The 22,218-nt window shown below is 66.8% G+C and carries 18 protein-coding genes and 1 other RNA gene; 6 read left to right on the top strand and 13 right to left on the bottom strand.

Annotated elements, in window-relative coordinates; translation table 11 throughout:
* Positions 1-90 precede the first annotated feature (90 nt).
* The 3 genes from AABQ55_RS05785 to rimP form a co-directional block, all read right to left on the bottom strand.
* Positions 91-744, bottom strand: a complete 654-nt coding sequence (locus AABQ55_RS05785; protein ID WP_244767452.1) for an RNA-binding protein — start codon at positions 742-744, stop codon at positions 91-93.
* Between the two features lie 29 nt (positions 745-773).
* Positions 774-2,372 carry a transcription termination factor NusA gene (gene nusA / locus AABQ55_RS05780; RefSeq protein WP_064328814.1) on the bottom strand — a complete coding sequence of 533 codons (1,599 nt, stop codon included), beginning with the start codon at positions 2,370-2,372 and terminating at the stop codon, positions 774-776.
* A 133-nt stretch (positions 2,373-2,505) separates the two neighbouring features.
* Positions 2,506-3,117, bottom strand: a complete 612-nt coding sequence (rimP, locus tag AABQ55_RS05775; RefSeq protein ID WP_272804357.1) for a ribosome maturation factor RimP — start codon at positions 3,115-3,117, stop codon at positions 2,506-2,508.
* Positions 3,118-3,374: 257 nt separating this feature from the next.
* Here rimP and AABQ55_RS05770 point away from each other — a divergent pair, with 257 nt between their 5' ends.
* A complete protein-coding gene (locus tag AABQ55_RS05770) occupies positions 3,375-5,003 on the top strand; it encodes an MFS transporter (protein ID WP_244767450.1) in 1,629 nt (542 codons plus the stop codon).
* Positions 5,004-5,049: 46 nt separating this feature from the next.
* On the opposite strand, the gene AABQ55_RS05765 is transcribed toward AABQ55_RS05770, so the two are convergent.
* Both AABQ55_RS05765 and recR read right to left on the bottom strand, forming a co-directional pair.
* On the bottom strand, positions 5,050-6,291 hold the full coding sequence (locus AABQ55_RS05765) for a lytic murein transglycosylase (protein ID WP_272804356.1): 1,242 nt from the start codon (positions 6,289-6,291) through the stop codon (positions 5,050-5,052).
* Between the two features lie 157 nt (positions 6,292-6,448).
* A complete protein-coding gene (gene recR, locus AABQ55_RS05760) occupies positions 6,449-7,054 on the bottom strand; it encodes a recombination mediator RecR (RefSeq protein ID WP_244767449.1) in 606 nt (201 codons plus the stop codon).
* A gap of 60 nt (positions 7,055-7,114) precedes the next feature.
* Between recR and AABQ55_RS05755 the strand changes: the two genes are divergently transcribed.
* The gene (locus tag AABQ55_RS05755) at positions 7,115-7,726 is read left to right on the top strand and encodes an MOSC domain-containing protein (RefSeq protein WP_272807396.1); all 612 of its coding nucleotides are present in this window, start codon (positions 7,115-7,117) and stop codon (positions 7,724-7,726) included.
* Here AABQ55_RS05755 and AABQ55_RS05750 read toward each other — a convergent pair whose 3' ends face one another.
* The 4 genes from AABQ55_RS05750 to ffs all read right to left on the bottom strand — a co-directional run bounded on the left by AABQ55_RS05750 (position 7,727) and on the right by ffs (position 10,824).
* Positions 7,727-8,338 carry a LysE family translocator gene (locus AABQ55_RS05750; protein WP_272804355.1) on the bottom strand — a complete coding sequence of 204 codons (612 nt, stop codon included), beginning with the start codon at positions 8,336-8,338 and terminating at the stop codon, positions 7,727-7,729.
* 35 nt (positions 8,339-8,373) lie between these two features.
* The gene (locus AABQ55_RS05745; protein WP_064328809.1) at positions 8,374-8,697 is read right to left on the bottom strand and encodes a YbaB/EbfC family nucleoid-associated protein; all 324 of its coding nucleotides are present in this window, start codon (positions 8,695-8,697) and stop codon (positions 8,374-8,376) included.
* Positions 8,698-8,773: 76 nt separating this feature from the next.
* Entirely contained in the window at positions 8,774-10,666 is a 1,893-nt protein-coding gene (locus AABQ55_RS05740) for a DNA polymerase III subunit gamma/tau (RefSeq protein WP_272804354.1), read from the bottom strand.
* 60 nt (positions 10,667-10,726) lie between these two features.
* Positions 10,727-10,824: signal recognition particle sRNA small type (ffs, locus tag AABQ55_RS05735), an RNA gene on the bottom strand.
* Positions 10,825-10,895: 71 nt separating this feature from the next.
* On the opposite strand from ffs, the gene AABQ55_RS05730 reads away from it, so the two are divergent.
* The gene (locus AABQ55_RS05730; RefSeq protein ID WP_443021081.1) at positions 10,896-11,351 is read left to right on the top strand and encodes an HIT domain-containing protein; all 456 of its coding nucleotides are present in this window, start codon (positions 10,896-10,898) and stop codon (positions 11,349-11,351) included.
* On the top strand, positions 11,348-12,322 hold the full coding sequence (gene nudC, locus AABQ55_RS05725; protein WP_272804352.1) for an NAD(+) diphosphatase: 975 nt from the start codon (positions 11,348-11,350) through the stop codon (positions 12,320-12,322). The genes AABQ55_RS05730 and nudC overlap by 4 nt, the downstream gene beginning before the upstream one ends.
* A 5-nt stretch (positions 12,323-12,327) precedes the next feature.
* Here nudC and AABQ55_RS05720 read toward each other — a convergent pair whose 3' ends face one another.
* From AABQ55_RS05720 to AABQ55_RS05710, 3 genes are all read right to left on the bottom strand, one after another.
* The gene (locus AABQ55_RS05720) at positions 12,328-12,564 is read right to left on the bottom strand and encodes a hypothetical protein (protein ID WP_244767444.1); all 237 of its coding nucleotides are present in this window, start codon (positions 12,562-12,564) and stop codon (positions 12,328-12,330) included.
* 101 nt (positions 12,565-12,665) lie between these two features.
* On the bottom strand, positions 12,666-13,517 hold the full coding sequence (locus tag AABQ55_RS05715; protein ID WP_244767443.1) for a prephenate dehydratase: 852 nt from the start codon (positions 13,515-13,517) through the stop codon (positions 12,666-12,668).
* Positions 13,518-13,530: 13 nt separating this feature from the next.
* Positions 13,531-14,286, bottom strand: a complete 756-nt coding sequence (locus tag AABQ55_RS05710) for a 3-deoxy-manno-octulosonate cytidylyltransferase (RefSeq protein ID WP_272804351.1) — start codon at positions 14,284-14,286, stop codon at positions 13,531-13,533.
* 152 nt (positions 14,287-14,438) lie between these two features.
* On the opposite strand from AABQ55_RS05710, the gene AABQ55_RS05705 reads away from it, so the two are divergent.
* Positions 14,439-15,230 (top strand): c-type cytochrome, encoded by a 792-nt coding sequence (locus AABQ55_RS05705; RefSeq protein ID WP_272804350.1) that lies wholly within the window; start codon positions 14,439-14,441, stop codon positions 15,228-15,230.
* A 75-nt stretch (positions 15,231-15,305) separates the two neighbouring features.
* On the opposite strand, the gene AABQ55_RS05700 is transcribed toward AABQ55_RS05705, so the two are convergent.
* A complete protein-coding gene (locus tag AABQ55_RS05700; RefSeq protein ID WP_244767440.1) occupies positions 15,306-16,250 on the bottom strand; it encodes an AEC family transporter in 945 nt (314 codons plus the stop codon).
* A gap of 509 nt (positions 16,251-16,759) precedes the next feature.
* Here AABQ55_RS05700 and AABQ55_RS05695 point away from each other — a divergent pair.
* The gene (locus AABQ55_RS05695; protein WP_272807395.1) at positions 16,760-22,210 is read left to right on the top strand and encodes an alpha-2-macroglobulin family protein; all 5,451 of its coding nucleotides are present in this window, start codon (positions 16,760-16,762) and stop codon (positions 22,208-22,210) included.
* Positions 22,211-22,218: the final 8 nt, after the last annotated feature.

Raw genomic sequence — 22,218 nt, 5'->3', positions numbered from 1 at the left:
CCTAAGATCAGGGCCGGATGCGTATCACCAGACCCCGTCGTTCAATTGTGTTCCAATGCGATTTCGGCCGGCGGAATGCCGGTGACCGCGTCATTGGTTTGTCTGGCCAGCGCCACCTTTTGCCATCATTTGGCTGTCGCCCCGGTATTTCTCGAGCATGATTGCGCGCTTCACTACACCCTCACCCGCCTGCCCTGCAAGCGCCGCGGCATGGATAAAAGCATTCTGGCCCAAAAGGCCCTCCAATTCGCCCTCCGAAAAGAGCCTGAAGGAGGGTATTTCCGTTTCGTCTTCGGTGAGGAAGCTTGCCGCCCGCCTCGCCTGGTCGATCTTTCTCACGCCGTCCTCGGCCGCGTCCGTCGCGTGGAACACGGCAAGAGCGGCCAAAGACCGCACCGCCTGGTCCACCTTGGTGGAGCCGGTGATGAACTGGCCGGCCTTACGCGCCATGTTCATCATGCCCCCGAGCTGGGCCGCCAGAAGCCGGTCCACCTCGGCCCCGAGCTCCGGGCCGGCCTTCGCCTCCGCCTTCAGCGCCCGCGGGAAGAGCTTCCTGGCGATCGCCTTGTCGACGATCGCCCGTTCGGCCTTCACCCAGCATCCACGTCCGGGAAGCTGACGCTTCAGGTCCGGCACGACGCTGCCGTCCGGACCGGCGACGAAGCGGATCAGATCGTCCGCCTCGCCCCTTTCGCGCGTCACGATGCACATGCGGTCGTTCACGCCGTCGTCCTTCTTACCCATACCACGGCGTCTCCAGCCGCGGGACGCCGTCAGGCGTCCTGCTCGGCCCCGTCGACAGCCGGCTCTTCAGCCGCGATGTCCTCTTCCGTGATCCAGCCGGCCGCAAGGCGCGCCTGGACGATCATGGCTTCGGCTTCGGCGCGCGAGACCTCGAACTTCGAGAACAGGCCCTCGAACTTCTTCGTCTCGCCGTCCTTGCGCTCCGACCAGCCGACGAGGTCGTCGGCGGCGCAGCCGGCGAAATCTTCCATCGTCTTGATGCCGTCCTCGCCGAGCGCGACGAGCATCTGGCCCGTCATGCCGTCGATCTGGCGCAGGTCGTCGGAAACCCCGAGCTCCTTGCGCTTGGCATCCATCTCGGCCTCGATGCGGTCGAGATATTCGCGGGCGCGGGTCTGGATTTCCTGGGCCGTGTCCTCGTCGAAGCCGTCGATCGAGGCGATTTCGTCGAGATCGACATAGGCCAGTTCCTCGACGGCGGCGAAGCCTTCGGAAGCAAGCACCTGGCCGACCATCTCGTCGACGTCGAGCGAATCCATGAACAGGTTGGTGCGCTCGTTGAATTCCTTCTGGCGGCGCTCGGACTCCTCGGCTTCCGTCAGGATGTCGATGTCCCAGCCGGTCAGCTGCGAGGCGAGGCGCACGTTCTGGCCGCGGCGGCCGATGGCGAGCGAGAGCTGCTCGTCCGGAACGACCACTTCGATGCGCTCGGCATCCTCATCAAGAACCACCTTGGCGACTTCCGCCGGCTGCAGGGCGTTGACGATGAAGGAGGCCGGATCCTGCGACCACGGAATGATGTCGATCTTCTCGCCCTGCAGTTCGCCGACGACGGCCTGGACGCGGGAGCCGCGCATACCGACGCATGCGCCGACCGGATCGATCGACGAATCGTTCGAGATGACGGCGATCTTGGCGCGCGAGCCGGGATCGCGGGCGACCGACTTGATCTGGATGACGCCGTCGTAGATTTCCGGCACTTCCATGGTGAACAGCTTCACCATGAACTGCGGATGGGTGCGCGACAGGAAGATCTGCGGGCCACGCTGCTCGCGGCGCACGTCGTAGACGAAGGCGCGGACGCGGTCGCCGTAGCGCATGTTCTCGCGCGGGATCATCTCGTCGCGGCGGATGATGCCTTCGCCGCGGCCGAGGTCGACGATGACGTTGCCGTATTCGACGCGCTTGACCGTGCCGTTGACGATCTCGCCGATACGATCCTTGTATTCATCGTACTGACGGTCACGCTCGGCCTCGCGCACCTTCTGCACGATGACCTGCTTGGCCGACTGGGCGGCGATGCGGCCGAAATCCATCGGCGGCAGCGGATCGGCGATGAAATCGCCGAGCTTGGCGTCCGGGTTGCGGTCGCGCGCCAGTTCCAGCGGGATCTGGGTCGAATAGTCCTCGGCGTGCTCGACGACTTCCAGCAGGCGCTGGAGGCGGATTTCGCCGGTCTTGGAATTGATGTCGGCGCGGATGTTCGATTCCGTGCCGTAACGCGAGCGGGCCGCCTTCTGGATGGCGTCGGCCATCGCGGCAAGCACGATCTCGCGGTCGATGACCTTTTCACGGGCCACGGCATCCGCGATCTGCAGAAGCTCAAGCCGGTTCGCACTGACTGCCATTGTCTCAGGTCTCCATGGTCAGGCCGGGGCCTTGGCCTCCGGCATCGGGGAGCGGCGCGCCGCTCCGGTTCCGTCCTCTCCGCCCCGCCCGCAAAAGGGGCAAACGCCCCCGGGACGGAACGCACTCACAAACTTATTCGTCGCCGTCTTCGTCGTTCTGGTTCGCGGCCTGCGCAGCCTTGGCCTTCTTGTCGGCGGCCAGCGCATCGCGGATCAGGTCGTCGGTCAGGATCAGCCGGCCCTCGGCAAGCGCCGTGAAGGGGATGACGACCGTCGGCTCGTCGCCGGCGGCGGGCTGGTCCCGCTCCAGGGTGAAGCCGTTTTCGTCCGCCGCCGTGATCGTGCCGCGGAAGCGCTTGCGCCCATCGACGAGGATCGACGTCTCGCATTTCAGCAGATGGCCGAGCCAACGCGAGAAGTCCGACTTGCGGACCATCGGCCGGTCGATGCCGGGCGACGAGACCTCGAGATGATACGCCTTGTCGATCGGATCCTCAACGTCGAGCACCGGCGAGACGGCCATCGAGACCTGCTCGCAGTCCTCGACCGTCATCGTGCCGTCCGGCCGCTCGCACATGATCTGCAGCGTCGCGCCGTTCTGCGCCGAGAGGCGCACGCGCACCAGCTGGTAACCGATCTGCTCGATGGTCGGCTCGATGATGTCGGCCACGCGCCGGTCGAGGCCGGTCTCGACGATCAGCCGCGGCTCGATCGCCGCATTTCCTGTTTCACTCGTGTCGGACATGACATGCCCTCCCGGGATAGTCGTTATCATGCACTCGATCGGGCCAATAAAAAAGAGCGGGTCCTCGCGGGCCCACTCTTCATCTGACGATCAAGAATTTGCGGCTGATATAGACCGTGTCTGTCACAATTGCAAGGTCGGCCCTCCTGCTCACCTGTGGGCGGCGGGATCGCACAGCTTTTGCCGCCACCGGCTTGCCCCTTTCGTCCTATGGACTAGATTGTCGACAACGCTGCGTCGAGAATGAGTGCCTGCCTGTGCCAGACCGGACATCCCCCCTCGCCCCTTTCAGGAACGAAACCTTTCGGGTGATCTGGGCGGCGAGCCTGATCTCCAATTTCGGCGGGCTCATCCAGTCCGTCGGCGCGGCCTGGATGATGGCCTCGATCACCTCCTCGGCCAACATGGTGGCGCTGGTGCAGGCCTCGACCTCGCTGCCGATCATGCTGTTCTCCGTCGCCGCCGGTGCGCTCGCCGACAATTTCGACCGGCGCAAGCTGATGCTGACGGCGCAGTGTTTCATGCTGGCCGTCGCGATCGGCCTGACGCTCTGTACGTGGTACGGCGTCATCACGCCCTGGCTGCTTTTGACCTTCACCTTCCTGCTCGGCTGCGGCACGGCGCTCAACAATCCGGCCTGGCAGGCCTCCGTCGGCGACATGGTGCCGCGCGAGGACCTTCCCGCCGCCGTCTCGCTCAACAGCATGGGCTTCAACCTCACCCGCAGCGTCGGCCCGGCCATCGGCGGCGCGATCGTCGCCGCGGCGGGGGCCGCCGCCGCCTTCGCCGCCAATGCGCTCAGCTATTTCGCCCTCCTCTATGCGCTTTTCCGCTGGAAGCCGAACATCTCGCCGAGCGGCCTGCCGCGCGAGGATTTCGGTCGTGCCATATCGGCGGGCCTGCGTTACGTCTCCATGTCGCCGAACCTCGGCAAGGTGCTCCTGCGCGGCTTCGCCTTCGGCCTTGCGACGAGCTCCATCCTCTCGCTCCTGCCGCTGATCGCCCGCGACCTCGTTTCGGGCGGGCCGCTGACCTACGGCATCCTGCTCGGCTGTTTCGGGCTCGGGGCGATCGGCGGCGCGCTGATGAATGCGCGGGTGCGCGAGCGCTTCGCGACGGAGACCATTGCCCGTCTCGCCTTCACCGGCTTTGCCGTCAGCGCCGGGGTTTCGGCGGTCAGCGCCTCGGCGCTGCTGACCGGGGCCGTGCTGCTGATCGCCGGCGCCTCCTGGGTCATGGCGCTCTCGCTGTTCAACACGACAGTGCAGCTTTCGACGCCGCGCTGGGTCGTCGCCCGCGCGCTCTCGCTCTACCAGACGACCACCTTCGGCGGCATTGCCGCGGGCAGCTGGCTCTGGGGCACCACGGCCGACACGCACGGCGCCGAAGCCGCGCTCCTCGCCTCGGCCGTCGTGATGATCGCCGGTGCGGCGCTCGGCCTGCGCTTCAAGCTTCCCGAGCTGCAGAGCCTCAATGTCGATCCGCTCAACCGCTTCAGCGAGCCGGACCTGCCGCTCGACCTGAAGCCGCGCAGCGGCCCGATCGTCGTTCTGATCGACTACGAGATCGCCGAAGGCGACATACCGGAATTCCTGGAGGCGATGACCGAACGGCGGCGCATCCGCATCCGCGACGGCGCCGGCCAGTGGGCGCTGATGCGCGACCTCGAGAACCCGACGGTCTGGACCGAGACCTACCATGTGCCGACCTGGGTGGAATATGTGCGCCACAACCAGCGCCGCACCCATGCCGATGCCGCCAACGGCGAGAAGCTGCGCCTGCTGCACAGCGGCGCCGAACCACCGCGCGTCCACCGCATGATCGAGCGGCAGACGATCGTGCCGCACGAATACGAGCGCTTTAAGCGGCAGATCGACATCCATTGAGGCGCCGAGGCCCGTCCCGTTCCTGCCAGCCGGATGGGCGGGAACCCTACCGAAGCTTCGCCTTGAGCGAGGCATCCGGATAGCAGGTCGGCGTCAGGCCGCTCTTGGCCTGCCAGTCGCCGAGCGAGCGGCGGGTCTTGTAGCCCGGCAGGCCGTCGACCTTGCCGACATCGTAGCCCTTGGCGACGAGCGCCTTCTGCATGGCGAGCACATCCGAGCGCAGCATCTTGCCGACATCGCCCCATGCGCCGCGGAACGGGCCGCTGCCGTAGGCGATGCGATCGGCAAGGTTGCCGATGAAGAGGGCATAGAGGTCGGAATTGTTGTATTCCTTGAGCACGTAGAAATTCGGCGTGACGATGAATTCCGGCCCGTGCGTGCCGGCCGGGACAAGCATCATGCCGGACGCCTTCGCCTCGCCGGAGGGAAAACCCTTGCCGGAAATGCGCGTGATGCCGCTCGACGCCCATGCGGAGATGGGCTTTGCCAGATCCGGCCCTTCCTGCGCGCAGGAGACGCCCGCCGGGATCGATACCTCGTAGCCCCAACCGCGGCCCGCCTGCCAGCCCTTCTTGGCGAGGTAGTTGGCGATCGAGGCGAGGCTGTCCGGCACCGAACCCCAGATGTCGCGCACGCCGTCACCGTCGAAATCGACGGCATATTGCAGGAAGCTGGTGGGCATGAACTGCGGCTGGCCGAGTGCGCCGGCCCACGAACCCTTCAACTCAGCCACCGTCCGGTCGCCGCCGTCGACGATATGCAGCGCCGCGATCAGCTCCTTGCGGAACATGTCCTTGCGCGTCGACATAAAGGCCTTGGTGGCGAGCACCTCCACGGCCGAATAAGGGATCTTCGCGCTGCCGAAGCCGGATTCCCGGCCCCAGACGGCGACGATGATCTCGCCCGGCACGCCGAAGCGCTGCTCGATCCTGCGCAAGGTCGCGGCGTGGGTCTTGGCGAGCCGGCTTCCCGTTCCCGCCAGCCCCTGCAGGCGCTTCTCAGAGAAATAGGCGCCGGGTGAGGAGAACTCCGCCTGGCTCTGCGCCTGCTCCGTCTTCGGCCTTGAGCCGGGCGGCACGAGGTCGGGCAGGTCCCAGTTGAGCACCACGCCCTGCATCGCCGCGCGAAATGTCTTTTCGCTGACGCCGGTCTTCTGCGCGGCCGGCCAGAGGTCGTTGTCGATCCAGGCGCGGAACATTTTTTCCACCTCGGCCTTGGAGGCGGCCTGGGCGGGAAGGGCCATCGCGATGACTGCAAGCGTGAGGAGCGATGCGAGGCGGGTGGCCATACCCCCCTCTGCCCTGCCGGGCATCTCCCCCACAGGGGGGGAGATCGAATCGTGGCATGGCCTCGCCCCAAGCTGATCTCCCCCCTTGAGGGGGAGATGCCCGGCAGGGCAGAGGGGGGTGAGCCGTAAAAGCCAGCCTAGCATGAACAGATCTCCCTCAAATCGCCGTGCGGGCGCGCAAGGCGGCCGTCAAGGTTCCTTCGTCGAGATAGTCCAGCTCTCCGCCGACCGGCACGCCATGGGCGAGCCGGGTGATCTTCACCTCGAGGCCGGAGAGCTGGTCGGTGATGTAGTGCGCCGTCGTCTGCCCCTCTACGGTGGCGTTGACGGCGATGATCAGTTCGCGCACGCCGCCCTTGACAACGCGATCGACGAGGCCGCGGATGTTGAGATCGTCGGGTCCCACGCCGTCGAGCGGCGAGAGCGTGCCGCCGAGCACATGGTAGGCCGCGTTCATCGCGCCGGCGCGCTCCAGCGCCCAGAGGTCAGACACGTCCTCGACGACGATGATGACCGCATGGTCGCGCCGCACGTCCGTGCAGACGGTGCAGGGATCGCTCGTATCGACATTGCCGCAGCACGAGCAGATGCGCACCTTGCGATGCGCCTCGCCCATCGCATCGGCGAGCGGGCCGAGCAGCTGGTCCTTCTTCTTGACGAGATGCAGCGCGGCGCGGCGCGCCGAGCGCGGGCCGAGGCCCGGCACCTTCGCCAGGAGCTGGATGAGTTTTTCGATTTCGGGGCCGGTGACTCGTTTTGCCATTGCCGGTATCTAGCCCATATCCAAGGGAAACGGAATCCATCTTGCTGGAGGCAGCGCTTGATCAGAATTCTCGCCGTTTGCACGGGCCTTACCCGTCCGCTTCCCGGCAAAAGCTACAAGACGGGCATTTTCAAGACGCCGACCGATGCGGCCGTGGTCGTCGACCGCGAGGGCCTGCTGGGCGACGCGATCTGCAACCGGAAACACCATGGCGGGCCGGAGCAGGCGGTCTACGGCCTCGGCGCGATCGACCTTGCCTGGTGGTCGAAGGAACTCGGCCGTACGCTGGAGCCGGGAACCTTCGGCGAGAACCTCGTCATCGAGGGCCTCGACAGCCGCAGCGTCTCGGTCGGAGACCGGATCGAGACGGAGAGCGTGCTGCTCGAAGTGACCTCGACGCGCATTCCCTGCAACACGCTGACCGCCCGCATGGGCGACCCGGCCTTTGCGAAACGCTTCATGCAGGCGGGCCGGCCGGGTTTTTACTGCCGCGTGCTGCGGGACGGGGTGATCCAGGCCGGTGACCCGGCAACCTATACGCCCTTCGACGGCGCGCCGGTGACCATGCCGGAGCTGCTGCGCACCTATGGCAAGAACGTTTCGGAGGAAGACCGGCTGCGCTATCTCGCCGCCCCGATCAACGACAAGCTGCGCGCGGCCCTCACCGGCTGATCAGCGGGTGGCGATGGCCGCCGCGGCACCGGCCATGGTGCCGGCGCTGAGGCGGTTGGCGATGCGCACGGCGCGCGGGCTTTTCAGGAACAGCCGGGCGCGCGAGGCGAGGAAGACCCAGGCAAGGTCGATCGCGACCAGCACGACGAACATGGTCGCGACCAGTTCGGCCCAGCCGACGAGGGTAACGGCGCCGAGATCGATGATCGCCGGCAGGAGCGCGACGTAGAACATCATGATCTTCGGATTGCCGAGCGTCACCGTCAGGCCGGCGAAGAACAGCTTTGCGCCCGAGCGCGCCTCCGGCAGGGCGCCGTCGCCGGTCTCCACCGGCGCGAACCACATCTTCCAGGCGAGATAGAGCAGGTAGGCGACGCCCAGCCACTTGATGGCGACGAAGGCGGCATGGAAGGTCTCGGCGATGGCCGCAAGGCCGAGCACGGCGCAGGTGAGCCAGATGCCCTCGCCGATCCACATGGCGGCGAGGAAGGGCAGCACGTCCCTTGCCCCGCGCGACAGCACGCGGGCGACAAGCGCCGCGATGCTCGGGCCGGGCGAGCCGGCCGCCATCATCAGCGCGCCGGCAAAGACAACGAGGGTCATCAGGCTCATCGAAGGTCCTCCGCGGAAAGCGTGACCCTACAGGATCAGAACGGCAGTTTGAAGCCGGGCGGGATCGGCAGGCCGGCGGTCAGCGCCTTGGTCTTCTCGGCGGCCTCGGCCTCGGCCTTGTCCTTGGCGTCCTTGTGAGCCGCGACGATCAGGTCCTCGAGGATTTCCACGTCGTCTTCCTTGAAGAGCGAGGGGTCGATCTTCAGGCCCTTGAGATTGCCCTTGCCGTCGAGCGTGACCGAGACGAGGCCGCCGCCGGAGGTGCCGTTCACCTGAAGGGCGGCGATCTCCTCCTGCATCTTCTCCATCTTGGCCTGCATTTCCTTGACCTTGCCCATCATGCCCATGATGTCGCGCATCGGCCTCTCCTCTTTCTGACTGGATGTTAGAGCATTTGTTTTCGTGCAATTCCGCCATGCACCTCGGCTGGAACTGCTAGTGTTCGATATCGTCGCCGGGCAGGATGTCGCCCTCGGCGGATTCCGCGACGGCCGCGACCTCGACGGTCTCGGGCTCGTCTTCCGTTTCCTGGACCTTGATGCGCACGTCCATGATCTTGGCGCCCGGGAAGCGCTGCAGGATGGCGGCCACGTCGGGATCCTGGCGCGCATCGGCAACGCGCGCTTCCTGCGCCATCGTCTCGGCCTCGGCCAGCGTCGGCCCGCCCGGTTCGCGCGACAGGATCACCATCCAGCGGATGCCGGTCCATTCCTGCAGCCGGTTCGACAGGTCGTTGACGAGCGACTTCGGCGCATCGTTGGCAAGGCTGATCTCGAGGCGCCCCGCCTCCACGCTGACCGGCCGCACGAAGGCGCGCACGAGGGCGCGCAGGCGGATGTCGCGGTTCTTCGTGCAGAGGTCGGCAATGTCGGCGACCGACTTAACCGGTACCTTCGGCTCGGCGGCCGGCTGCTCGGCCGGGGCGGTCTCGATACGGCCGAGCGGCTGGGATGCGGGCTCGGCCTGCGGCACGGGACGCAGCATGGTCACCGCCGCGCCGCCCGACTGGGCGCGCTGGGCCGGTGCCTCCGGCGAACGGGAAACGGCGGCGACCGAGGCCTGCGCCGTCGGCTGGCCGCCATTGCCGCCATAGCCGCCGGATTGGAGGGCGCGCGCGCCATTGCCGCCGCCCTCGCCGCCCGAGAGCTCGGCGAGGCGACGGGCCGCCTCTTCCGGCGACGGCAGGTTGGCGGCGTGCGCGAGGCGGATGATGACCATCTCGGCAGCGCCCGCCGGGCGGCTGGAAGCCTCCGTCTCCGGAATGCCCTTCAGCAGCATCTGCCACATGCGCGACAGCGCGGTGACGGCGATGGAATTGGCGAACTCGACGCCGCGCACACGCTCGATCTCGCTCAGAGACTGGTCGCCGCTCGCATCGGGCACATATTTCATGCGCGTGACGAGATGGGTGAAGTCTGCAAGGTCCGTCAGCACGACGGGCGGGCTGGCGCCGGCCTCGTATTGCGCGGAAAACTCGGCGAGCGCGGCGGCGGCATCGCCCTTCACGACATGTTCGAAGAGATCGACGATGCGCGCGCGGTCGGCAAGGCCGAGCATGCCGCGCACGGCGTTCACCTCGACGCGGCCGCCGCCATGGGCGATCGCCTGGTCGAGCAGCGACAGGCCGTCGCGGGCCGAGCCCTCGGCGGCGCGGGCGATCATGGCGAGCGCATCCGGCTCGAACTCCACGCCTTCCTTGCCCAGGATGGTGGTGAAGAGGCCGACAAGGTCGGAGGCGCCGATGCGCCGCAGGTCGAAGCGCTGGCAGCGCGACAGGACGGTGATCGGGACCTTGCGGATCTCGGTCGTCGCGAAGATGAACTTGACGTGTTCCGGCGGCTCCTCGAGCGTCTTCAAGAGGCCGTTGAAGGCCTGCGTCGAGAGCATGTGCACTTCGTCGATGATATAGACCTTGTAGCGCGCCGAGACCGGACGGTAGCGCACCTGCTCGATGATCTCGCGGATGTCGTCGATGCCGGTATGGGAGGCGGCGTCCATCTCGATGACGTCGACATGCCGGCCTTCCATGATGGCCTGACAATGCTCGCCGGGCACGCGAAGGTCGATCGTCGGGCGGTCGATCTCGGATGTCTTGTAATTGAGCGCGCGCGCGAGGATGCGGGCGGTCGTCGTCTTGCCGACGCCGCGAACGCCGGTCAGCATATAGGCCTGCGCGATGCGCCCGGTCTCGAACGCATTGGTCAGCGTGCGGACCATCGGCTCCTGGCCGACCATCAGGTCGGAGAAATCCTTGGGGCGGTATTTTCGCGCGAGAACCCGGTAGGCGGCGGGTTTTTCGCTGGACGGATTGGGGGTTACGTCGCTCATAGACCCTGCCGCTAATCGAACTTTCAGTCCCGACAGGACGGCCAGGATCAGGACGGTAAGGTGGGAGGCTGGCACGATGACCCGTGCCGGGGCTCGTTAGGGCTGCTTCCTTCCGGACCTGACCCGGTTGGCGAGTGGCTCGTCCACCACCAACCTCCCGTCCCCCATATCGGCAATATTCCATCCGAATGCAAGCGCGGCCGATAAAAAACTGTTGGAGCGAATTTGGATGCCGTGGCATGACTCTAGAAAACAGGCATGCCGGGAGACCCCCTTGAGCGACTTTCACCTTGACGAACGGATCGTGCGCGACAGCGACCTTCTGACGAAGATCGGCCTTTGCGAGCTGCGCCTGATGAAGGACGGCCGCTGGCCCTGGCTGATGCTGGTGCCGCAGCGGCCGGATGTCAGCGAGATCTTCGACCTGACGCCGCTCGACCAGACCATGCTGACCTTCGAGACGACCCTGGTCGCCGAAGCGCTGAAGAAGGTGACCGGGGCGGAGAAGATCAACGTCGCCGCGCTCGGCAACATCGTCCGCCAGCTGCACGTCCATGTCATCGCGCGCAGCGAGGGCGACCCGAACTGGCCCGGCCCCGTCTGGGGTTTCGGCACCGCCGAGCCGCGCTCGGCCGACGAAACCAAGGCCCTCGCGGCCAAGATCCTGGACGCGCTCACGCCATGAAGCCATCGCTCTTCGACCTCTACCGCCCGCACCCCGAACCCAGCACCATGGTGGCCTTCGCGGAGAACAGCCTCGACCGCCAGTCGGAGCACCGCGCGCCGGACTGCCTGGAACAGGCCTTCAAGGCCGAGACCGTGCATGCCTTCGCGATCGCCGGAGGAAAGCTCGTCGTCAAGCATGACGAGAAGATCATTGACCCGCTGTTTGCGCCCTATGAGCTGGCCGAGCTCGGTCCAGTGCCGGAGGAGGCCATCCTGCTCGGCTACCTGAAGAACGGCGAGCCGCGGCTGGCGATCCCCGTCAGGGCCGATCCCGAGACCCTGCAGGAGCCGCTGAGGGCGGCGGACGGGCGCACGCTCTACCGCCAGCAGATGCTCGACGACGACCTGCTCGGCCAGTTCGCCCAGGCCTCCAGCCTGATGACCTGGAACGGCAACAACCGCTTCTGCGGCAAGTGCGGCGCGCCGACGCGCTCGGAGATCGGCGGCTACCGCCGCGTCTGCGAGGCGTGCAGCCACACGATCTTCCCGCGCACCGATCCGGTCGCCATCATGCTGATCATCGACATCGAGCGGGACCTCTGCCTGCTCGGCCGCTCGCCGCATTTCCCGGAGGGCATGTATTCCTGCCTCGCCGGCTTCCTGGAGCCGGGCGAGACGATCGAGCATACGGTGCGCCGCGAGACGCTGGAGGAATCCGGCATCAAGGTCGGGCGCGTGCGCTACCATGCCTCGCAGCCCTGGCCGATGCCGCATTCGCTGATGATCGGCTGCTACGGCGAGGCGATCTCCTTCGACATCCGCCGTGACGAGCAGGAACTGGAGGATTGCCGCTGGTTCACCCGCGAGGAGACGGCGGCGATGATCGCGCGCAGCGCCATGTCCGGCGTTGCGCCCGGCGCCACGACCCCGCCGCCGAAGGGCGCCATCGCGCATCGCCTGATGCGCGACTGGCTGGACTGGGCGGTCTGAGCCGCTCAGCGCCAGCCGAGATGCGGCCGGTCGCCCGGATGCTCGCGCAGCCGGAGGCGCGGCGCCAGAAGCCGGGCGATGACGGGGCTTATGAGGAAGGTGACGACGATCCAGGCCGGCAGCAGGTATTTGGCCTGCGCGTTGAGCGCCGGCACGGCGAGGATGGCGATGGTGCCGACGCCGAAGACGACGGCGTTGACCATCAGCGAGACGAGGATCGTTATGTGGGTGATCGTGCGCATGGGCATCTCCTTTCCCGGAAGGGGCCGCCGTCTGCGGCCCGCTTCCTTTGGAAATGCCCCTGCGGCGGGCCGGTTCCGGCCCGCCTGACGATCGTCAAGTTTCAGAAGGCGCTGCGCATCGGATGGGCGCGATAGGTGCCGAGGATGCGGACCTTTTCGGAGAAGAAGCGCAGCTCCTCCAGCGCGCGGCGCACCGGCAGGTCATCCGGATGGCCCTCGATATCGGCATAGAACTGCGTGGCGTAGAACTTGCCGCCGATCTGGTAGCTTTCCAGCTTCGTCATGTTGATGCCGTTCGTCGCAAAGCCGCCGAGCGCCTTGTAGAGAGCCGCCGGAATGTTGCGCACGTTGAAGACGAAGGTGGTGACGATGATCTCGTCCCCGTCGCGTTCCGCCGGCGCCGCATCGCGCGACAGCACGACAAAGCGGGTGACGTTGCTTTCCGTGTCCTCGACATTCTCCGCGACGATGGAGAGGCCGTAGAGATCGGCCGCAAGCCGCGGGGCGAGCGCCGCCATGGTGCGGTCGCCGGTCTCCGCGACGAGCTTGGCCGCCCCTGCCGTATCGCCCGCTATCACCGGCTTCCAGCCGTTGAGGCGGACGATCTTGCGGCACTGGCCGAGCGCATGGATATGGCTGTGCACGGTGCGGATCTCGTCCTTCGCCACGCCCGGCAGCACCATGAGCTGGAAGCGGATCGGCATGAAATATTCGCCGACGATATGCAGCCGCGATTCCGGCAGCAGATGATGGATGTCGGCGACGCGGCCGGCGATCGTGTTCTCGATCGGGATCATGCCGAGGTCGGCATCACCATTCTCGACGGCCAGGAACGCATCCTCGAAGGTCTGGCAGGGCAGCGGCTCCATGCTCGGGAACATGTCGCGGCTGGCCATGTCGGAATTGGCGCCAAACTCGCCCTGGAAGGCGATCCTGTTGGTCTTCATGATCATGGCGGGGTCCGTGTCAGATGGGGTTGGCCGCGAGCATCGCGCGGGCCTTTTCGAGGTCGGCCGGAGTATCGACACCCAGCGGAACGGTGTCAACGATCTCCGCATCGATGCGCATGCCCGCCTCGAGGGCGCGCAGCTGCTCCAGCGATTCCCGCTTTTCGAGCGTCGAGGGCTTCAGCGCGACAAAGGCTTCCAGCGCCTTTCGGCGGTAGGCATAGAGGCCGATATGGTGATAGAGCGGGCCCTTGCCGTGCGGCGCCGTCGCGCGCGTGAAATAAAGGGCGCGCAGGCGGTTCTCGCCAAGCGGCGAGCCGACGACCTTCACGACGTTCGGGTTGGTCTTCTCCTCCTCGTCGCGGATCTCGGTGGTCAGCGTGGCGATGTCGGTCGCGGCGTTCTCCAGCGGGCGAAGGGCGGCGCGGATCGTTTCCGGGTCGATCGTCGGCAGGTCGCCCTGCACGTTGATGATGATCTCGGCCCGGCCCTCGGGGTCGCTTCTGGTCAGCGCCTCATGGATGCGGTCGGAACCGGACTGGTGGTCGACGCGGGTCATCACCGCCTCGAAGCCGGCGGCCACCACCGCGTCGAAGATATCCTGGTGATCGACGGCGACGACGATCCGCCCGACATCGGCCTCGGCCGCGCGGCGCGCAACCTGCACGATCATCGGCAGGCCCGCAATATCGGCGAGCGGCTTGCCCGGAAGCCGGGTCGAGGCCATGCGCGCGGGAATGAGGACGAGGGTCCTGTCAAAATTGGCGGAATTCATCTGCAGCCCTTCAAAACCCCCGGGAAAAGTGTCAAAAAGTCTCAGTGCGGGGGCTACAATCACTGTTGCAACGAAGCAGCAAAAGACATAGGTTCCGCGCGATTTCAAGACTGGCCGGCGCCACGTCCGCCGGTTCCTAGGGGAGCGTTTGGATGAACTCTTATGTGAACATGGGCGTGGGTGCCCTGCTCGGCACCGTTTTCGTACTTATGTCCGTGTCGATCGCTTCTGAAGGCATTTTCCATTCGGGCGCCCCCGAGAAGGAAGGCTTCGCGATCGTGGCCGAGGAAACCGGCGGCGAGGCAGCCGGCGGCGGCGAAGCCGCTGCAACCGTTCCGATCGCCACGCTGCTCGCCACCGCCGATGCGGCCGCCGGCGAAACGGCCTTCAAGAAATGTGCGAGCTGTCACACCTCGGAGAAGGGCGGACCGAACAAGGTCGGACCCGGTCTCTGGGACATCGTGAACCGCCCGGTCGCCTCGCATGAGGGCTTCAGCTACTCCGCCGGCATGACCACGTTCTCCGAAGGCCACAAGGTCCTCTGGGACTACGATCACCTCAGCTACTTCCTGGAAGCGCCGAAGAAGCACGTTCCCGGTACCGCCATGGGCTTCGCCGGCCTGAAGAAGAACGACGAGCGCGCCAACCTGATCGCCTATCTGCGCACGCTTTCCGACAATCCGGCGCCGCTGCCGACCGTCTCCAACGAAGGCGCGGATGCAGGCTCCGCCGCGCCGGCCGACGGCGCGACCGCCACCGAGGGCGCGGCTCCCGCTGACGGCGCCGCCACGACGACGGAAGGTGCTGCGCCCGCCGATGGCGCCGCAACGACGACGCAAGATGCCGCACCCGCAGAAGGCGGCGCAACGACGACCGAGGGCGCGGCCCCGGCCGAAGGCGGCACCGCCACCGAGGGCACCACGACGGAGCAGCCGGCTCAGTAAGACGCCAGCGCTTTAGAGACGAAAAAAACCCGGCCATCGCGCCGGGTTTTTTATTGCCGCCGCGGAGAAACAGCTTCACCCCAGAAGCCAGGCCCAGAAAGAGACGGTGAAGACGCCGAGCGCCGTCGTCATGGTGATCGTCGAGGAGGCGAGCGCATGGCCGACGCCGAAATGGTTGGCGAGCAGCCAGGCATTGATGCCCGTCGGCACCGAGGAGCACAGCACCATGGCGGCCGTCCATTCCGGGCTGAGGCCGAGCAGCCGGCAGGCGACGTAGACGGAGCCCGGCAGCAGCACGAGCTTGAGGCTGGTCATCGCAAGCGCGATGCCGGCATTGCCGCCGACCTTGTACTTGTTGAGCGCCATGCCGATCGAGATGAGCGCCGCCGGCGCTGCCGCCCCCGCGAGTTGGTCGACCACCACCTTCACGGGGCCGGCGAGCGGCACGCCACCCGTATGGAACAGCGCCCCGGCGACGAGGCCGATCACCAGCGGATTGCGCACCAGGCTCCTGCCGATGCCGAGGAGGAGCGTGCCGATACGCTGCGGCTCGCGCGTGCCGTCCTTGCGTTCCGCCCGCTCCATCAGGATCGTGCCGGCGATCATCATGACGGGCAGGTGTACGGAGAGCAGCACCGAGATCGCCACCAGCCCTTCCTCGCCGACGATGCGCGAGACCAGCGGCAGGCCGATGAAGACGGTGTTGGCGAAGGCGGAAGAGACGCCGGCAAGCACGCCGATCCGCCGGTCGCGCCTGAAACCGAGCGTGGCGACGAGGTGCGCCACCGTCCAGGTGAAGGCGACGCCGGCGAAATAGCCGACCCAGATGCGCAGCGGCGATTCCCCGGCGAAATCCGCCTCCGCGATGGTGCGGAAGAGCAGGACGGGAACGGCGACCCGGAAGACGAACTCTCCCAGCCCCTCGCCCAGCGCCTCCCGCAGGTAACCGGTGCGTACGAGCAGCCAGCCGATGAAGATCAGCGCGAAGATGGGCAACACATTGAGGGCGACATCGGACATGAAACCGTCCCGGAAAGCAGGGAGAAACCGGCAGGACGGCCGTCCTGCGGGCTTCATGGGTAGGGCAATCCTTCTGGAGGGTCCAGCGCGAAAGGGCGGCGCGCAAATGAAAAAAGCGAGGGTTATCCCCCCGCTTCCTCATCCCGGCCTGGCCGGGGAAGTGTTCCGCGCGGGTGCCAGTACATCCGTGGTCACCGCGCTTGCGAAACACGACTTTCGTGTCTGACGAAGTTTCTACCGGCCCGCTGTTACAGCGATATGACAGAGAACGTTCGCCCGTGATCCGAAGTCTGCGCCGATATGGTTAACAAAAGGTTAACGCGACGCCGCGCCAAAAATTTTTCGGTCCCGGCGATTGAACGGCAAACCTGAAACGTCTTCCCCCTGGTTCCATGCGCCACCCCTTCCGGCCCTCCCGACGCGCTCCGTCTTTCGATTGACAAGCCGCATCCGGGTCTGGACAGTGGCGGCGGCAACGAGATGGGCAGCGTTAGGAGGACTTCATGTCTATGCGCGCATTCTTCGGTTTCTCGGCACTTCTTCTGGCTGCCGTCGCCTCCCCTCCCCTTCCCGCAGGCGCACAGGAAACGCGCACCGTGGTCACCTCTGAAAACAGCGACTATTTCGGTTTCGACCTGCGCACCGTGCAGGACGTGACGCTCGACCAGTGCAAGACCGACTGCATCGACGACCTGTCCTGCCGCGCCTTCACCTATAATCCCAAGGTGAAGTGGTGCTTCCTGAAGAGCGACTTCAACCAGCTCAATCATTTCCAGGGCGCCGTTGCCGGCAAGATCGTGCGCGCGGACGTCGCCGCCGATATCGGCGCGCCGCCGGCCTTGGCCTTCATCAGCGACTACATGATGAACGATGCCCGCTCCTTCCGCGATAACCTGTCGCTTGCCACCCAGCACACCGGCCAGGGCGCCGAAAGCCTCGCCTCGCTCGGCCGCATCGAGACGGCCTCCAGCCGCTTCGACCAGGCGCTGATCGCCTTCAGGGGCGCGCTCAAGCTCGCGCCGGACGACTACTATCTCTGGATCGAGACCGCCGAATCCATGGGCCGCGCCGTCAACAACAGCTATCTTGCCAGCCAGGGCGCGCTTGCAGCGATCAACGCCTACCAGCTTTCGCGCACGACGGAGACCCGCGCCCGCGCACTCGCCGTGCTCGCCGACACGCTCGACAAATCGAGCAACTACCGCGCCGGCATCAACGCCTACAAGGCGAGCCTCGCGCTGAAGGAGGACGTCGCGGTGCGCTCGGCCTATCTCGGCCTTCGCGCCCGGCAGGGCTTCCGCGTCGTCAATCACACAATCGATTCCGACAGCGCGAGCCCACGTGCCTGCGTCGAGTTCTCCGAACCGCTTGTCAAGTCCGGCGCGGACTATGCTTCCTTCGTCACGCTCGACGGCGCGGCGCCGAAGGCCGTGGAGGCCAAGGACCGGCAGATCTGCGTCGAGGGCCTCACCCACGGCCAGCGCTACAAGATCGCGTTCCGCCCCGGCCTGCCCTCCGCCGTGGACGAGCCGCTGGCTTCCGCCGTCGACCTCGACGTCTATGTGCAGGACCGCGCCGCCATGGTGCGCTTCACGGGCGACGGCTTCGTGCTGCCGGGAAGCGTGCGCCGCGGCATCCCGATCGTTTCCGTCAACACCGACAGCGCCGACCTGAAGCTCTACCGCGTCGGTGACCGCGCGATCACCTCGCTGCTCTCCGAAAGCCGCTTCCTCACCCAGCTCGACGGCTATTCCGCCAGCCGCATCGAAAACGAGAACGGCGAACTGGTCTGGGAAGGCAAGATCGACATCTCGCCCGAGCTCAACAAGGACGTCGTCACCAGCTTCCCGGTCGACGAGGCGCTGCCGGAACGCAAGCCCGGCGTCTACGTCCTGACCGCCGCCGCCTCGAACGGCCGCTCGAACGAATGGGATGCCAAGGCGACGCAATGGTTCGTCGTCTCGGATGTCGGCCTCACCACCTATGCCGGCACGGACGGCCTCAACGTCTTCGCCCGCTCGCTCGACAGCGCCGGCCCGCTCGACGGCGTCGAGCTCCAGCTGATCGCCAAGAACAACGAGGTGCTCGGCACCGCGACGACCGATGCGGATGGCCGCGCGACCTTCACCGCCGGCCTGATGCGCGGCACCGCCGCCAACACGCCCGCCGTGATCCTCGCGAAGAAGGGCACGTCGGACTTCGTCTTCCTCGACATGACGCGCGCCGGCTTCGATCTTTCCGACCGCGGCGTCACCGGCCGCCCGGCACCGGGCGCCATCGACGTGCTCGCCTGGACCGAGCGCGGCATCTACCGCGCCGGCGAGACGGTGCACGCGACGGCGCTCGCCCGCGACATCGAAGCCAATGCCGTGGAAAAACTGCCGCTCACCTTCGTCTTCAACCGCCCGGACGGCGTGGAGGACCGCCGCATCGTCAGCGACGGCGCCGCGCTCGGCGGCCATGCCGTCGACCTGCCGCTGCAGGAAAACAGCATGCGCGGCACCTGGACCATGCAGATCTTCACCGATCCCAAGGGCACGGCGATCGGCGAAAAGCAGTTCCTCGTCGATGATTTCGTGCCCGACCGCATCGAATTCGACATGAAGAGCGAAGCGAAGGCCATCGAGGCCGGCGTTCCCGCCGAAGTCTCCGTCGAGGGTCGCTATCTCTATGGCGCACCGGGCGCCGGCCTTGAAATCGAGGGCGACGTCGCGCTGAAGCCGACGCGCCAGGACGCCGCCTTCCCCGGCTACGTCTTCGGCCTTGCCGACGAGGAGGCGCTCGAGGAGAGCACCACCTCGCTCGAAGACCTCGACGTACTCGACGACGACGGCAGGGCGACCTTCGAGGTGAACGTCGCCGACCTTCCCTCGACCACCCAGCGCCTCGAGGCGCTGGTCACGCTGCGCATGATGGAGGAAGGCGGCCGCGCCGTCGAACGCAACCTCACCCTGCCGGTCAGGGCAGCCGGCGCGATGATCGGCGTGAAGCCGGAATTTACCGGCGAGCTTCCGGAGAACAGCGTCGCCAACTTCCATGTCGTCGCCGTGGCGCCGGATGGCTCCAGGCAGGCGATGCAGGGCATGCCCTGGAAGCTGCTCGCCGTCGAGCGGAACTACCAATGGTATCGCGAGGGCAGCTCTTGGCGCTACGAGCCGGTGCTTGCGACCAGGCAGATCGCCAATGGCACGGTCGATGCCGGCGCGGATGGCGGGCGCATCTCGGTGCCGGTCACCTGGGGCCGCTATCGCCTCGAAGTGGAAAGCGCCGAGCCGGACGGCCCGGCGACCAGCATCGAGTTCGACGCCGGCTGGTACGTCGCCGCGACATCGACGGAAACGCCGGACGCGCTGGAAATCTCGCTCGACAAGGAAAACTATGCGGTCGGCGACACGGCCAGGCTGAAGATCTCGCCGCGCCATGCCGGCCAGGTGCTGATCACCGTCGGCGCCGAAAGCCTGATCGCCACGAAGACCGCCGCCATCGGCGCCGAGGGCGGCGAGGTGGAAATCCCGGTCACCAGGGAATGGGGCCCCGGCTCCTATGTCACCGCGACGCTCTTCCGTCCGGGCACCGACCAGGAAAGCCGCATGCCGATGCGCGCCATCGGCATCACCTGGCTGAAGGTCGATCCCGCCGACCGCAAGCTGAACGTCGCGCTCGACGTGCCGGAAAAGACGCTGCCGCGCCAGCCGCTCGACATCGCGCTTGCGATCGACGGTGCGGGCGCGGACGAGGAGGCCTATGTCACGGTCGCCGCCGTCGATGTCGGCATCCTCAACCTCACCCGCTACGAAGCGCCCGATCCGGCCGGCTGGTACTTCGGCCAGCGCCGGCTCGGCATGGAGATCCGCGACCTCTATGGCCGGCTGATCGACGGTTCGCTCGGCACCACGGGGCGGCTGCGCACCGGCGGTGATGGCGGCGAAGGGGCACTGTCGGGCAATCCGCCGACCGAAAAGCTCGTCGCCTTCTTCGCCGGTCCCGTGAAGCTCGATGCCGAAGGCAAGGCCAGGGTCAGCTTCGACATCCCGCAGTTCAACGGCACGGCCCGCATCATGACCGTCGCCTGGACGAAGACCGGCGTCGGCAGCGCGTCGAAGGACGTCGTCATCCGCGATCCGGTCGTCGTGACCGCGAGCCTGCCGAAATTCCTCGCCCCCGGAGACCGCGCCGACCTGAGGCTCGACATCGCCAATACCGATGCCCCGGCCGGCGACTACACGGTCGAGGTCACCCACAACGCCTCCGTGATGGTCGAGCAGACCGGCGCCGGCCGGACGCTGCGGCTCGAGCCCGGCGGCAAGTCGGCGCTCACCCTGCCGCTGATCGGCGGCGAGGCCGGCGACGGCGTCGTGACGGTCAAGCTCTCGAACGGCGACGGCCTGTCGCTGGAACAGGCGCTCAACGTGCCGGTGCGCCCGGCCGCCATGCCGATCACCACGCGCCGGCCGATCGAGATCGCCGCCAATGGCAGCCTGACGATCGACGACCAGCTTCTGGCCGACAGCCAGCTTGCCGGCGCCTCCGTCAGCCTCAGCGTGTCGCGCGCCGCGGCCTTCGACATCCCGGCGCTCCTGATGGCGCTCGACCGCTATCCCTATGGCTGCACGGAGCAGACGACCAGCCGCGCGCTGCCGCTGCTCTATCTCAGCGAGCTTTCCAAGCAGTCCGGCCTTGCCGAGGACACGGAAACGCAAAAGCGCGTGCAGGATGCGATCTACCGGGTGCTCGCCAACCAGTCCTCCTCCGGCAGCTTCGGCCTCTGGGGGCCGAGCTACGGCGACCTGTGGCTCGATGCCTTCGTCACGGACTTCCTGACACGGGCCCGCGAGCAGAAGTTCGACGTGCCGGAACAGGCCATGCTGCAGGCGCTTTCCAACCTGCAGAACGCGCTCTCCTACGACGTCAACGTCTCCAGCCAGGGCAACGAGATCGCCTATGCGCTCTACGTGCTCGCCCGCAACCGCAAGGCCGCCATCAGCGACCTGCGCTACTATGCCGACACAAAGCTCTCGGAGTTCTCCTCGCCGCTCTCCCGCGCGCATCTTGCCGCTGCGCTCGGGCTCTACGGCGATGCCCAGCGCTCGATGACGATCTTCTCCAACGCGCTCGGCCTGTCGCGCGACAGCGTGATGAACGCCAGCCTCTCGCGCACCGACTACGGTTCGTCGCTGCGCGACGGCGCCGCCATCCTGGCGCTGGCCGCCGAGGCCCGTCCGGTTCCGACCATCATCCCGGACCTGACGAAGCTGGTCGCCAAGCAGTGGGAGGACAAGCGCTGGACCAGCACGCAGGAACAGACCTGGATGCTGCTCGCCGCCCGGTCCGTGAAGGATGCCGACAAGGGCCTGGCACTCGAGATCAACGGCACCGCGCATTCCGGCGGCTATGCCGCGCAGATGACGGGCAAGGCGCTGATGGACAACCCGCTGACGGTTGCCAACCGCTCCGGCGAGCCCATCTCGGCCATGCTGACGACGGTCGCGGCGCCGGCCGATCCGCTGCCGGCCGGCGGCGACGGCTTTGCCATCGAGCGCAGCTACTACACGCTCGACGGCGAGGAGGCGAACGTCTCCGAGGCGACGCAGAACGAGCGCTACGTCGTGGTGCTGAAGGTGACGGAGCACAATGACTGGCCGTCGCGCATCATCATCACCGATCTCCTGCCCGCCGGTTTCGAGATCGACAATCCGAGCCTCGTCGACAGCGCGAAGCTGGCGAATTTCGACTGGATCGGCGAGATCGAGCCGGCCCATACGGAGTTCCGCTACGACCGCTTCGTCGCGGCCTTCAACCGCAGCGCGGGCGACAACCGCGAGGTGACGCTCGCCTATGTCGTGCGCGCCGTGACCCCGGGCACCTACGACCACCCGGCCGCGCAGGTGGAGGACATGTACCGTCCGCAATATTCCGCCCGCACGGCGACCGGCCGCATGCAGGTCGTCAAGGCCGAGTAGGGAGCCCG

This window comes from Shinella sp. WSD5-1 (genome assembly GCF_963942435.1).
Taxonomy (GTDB): domain Bacteria; phylum Pseudomonadota; class Alphaproteobacteria; order Rhizobiales; family Rhizobiaceae; genus Shinella; species Shinella yambaruensis.
The sequence above is the reverse complement of the archived record's forward strand: the minus strand, read 5'-3'. Positions and strand labels throughout refer to the sequence as shown.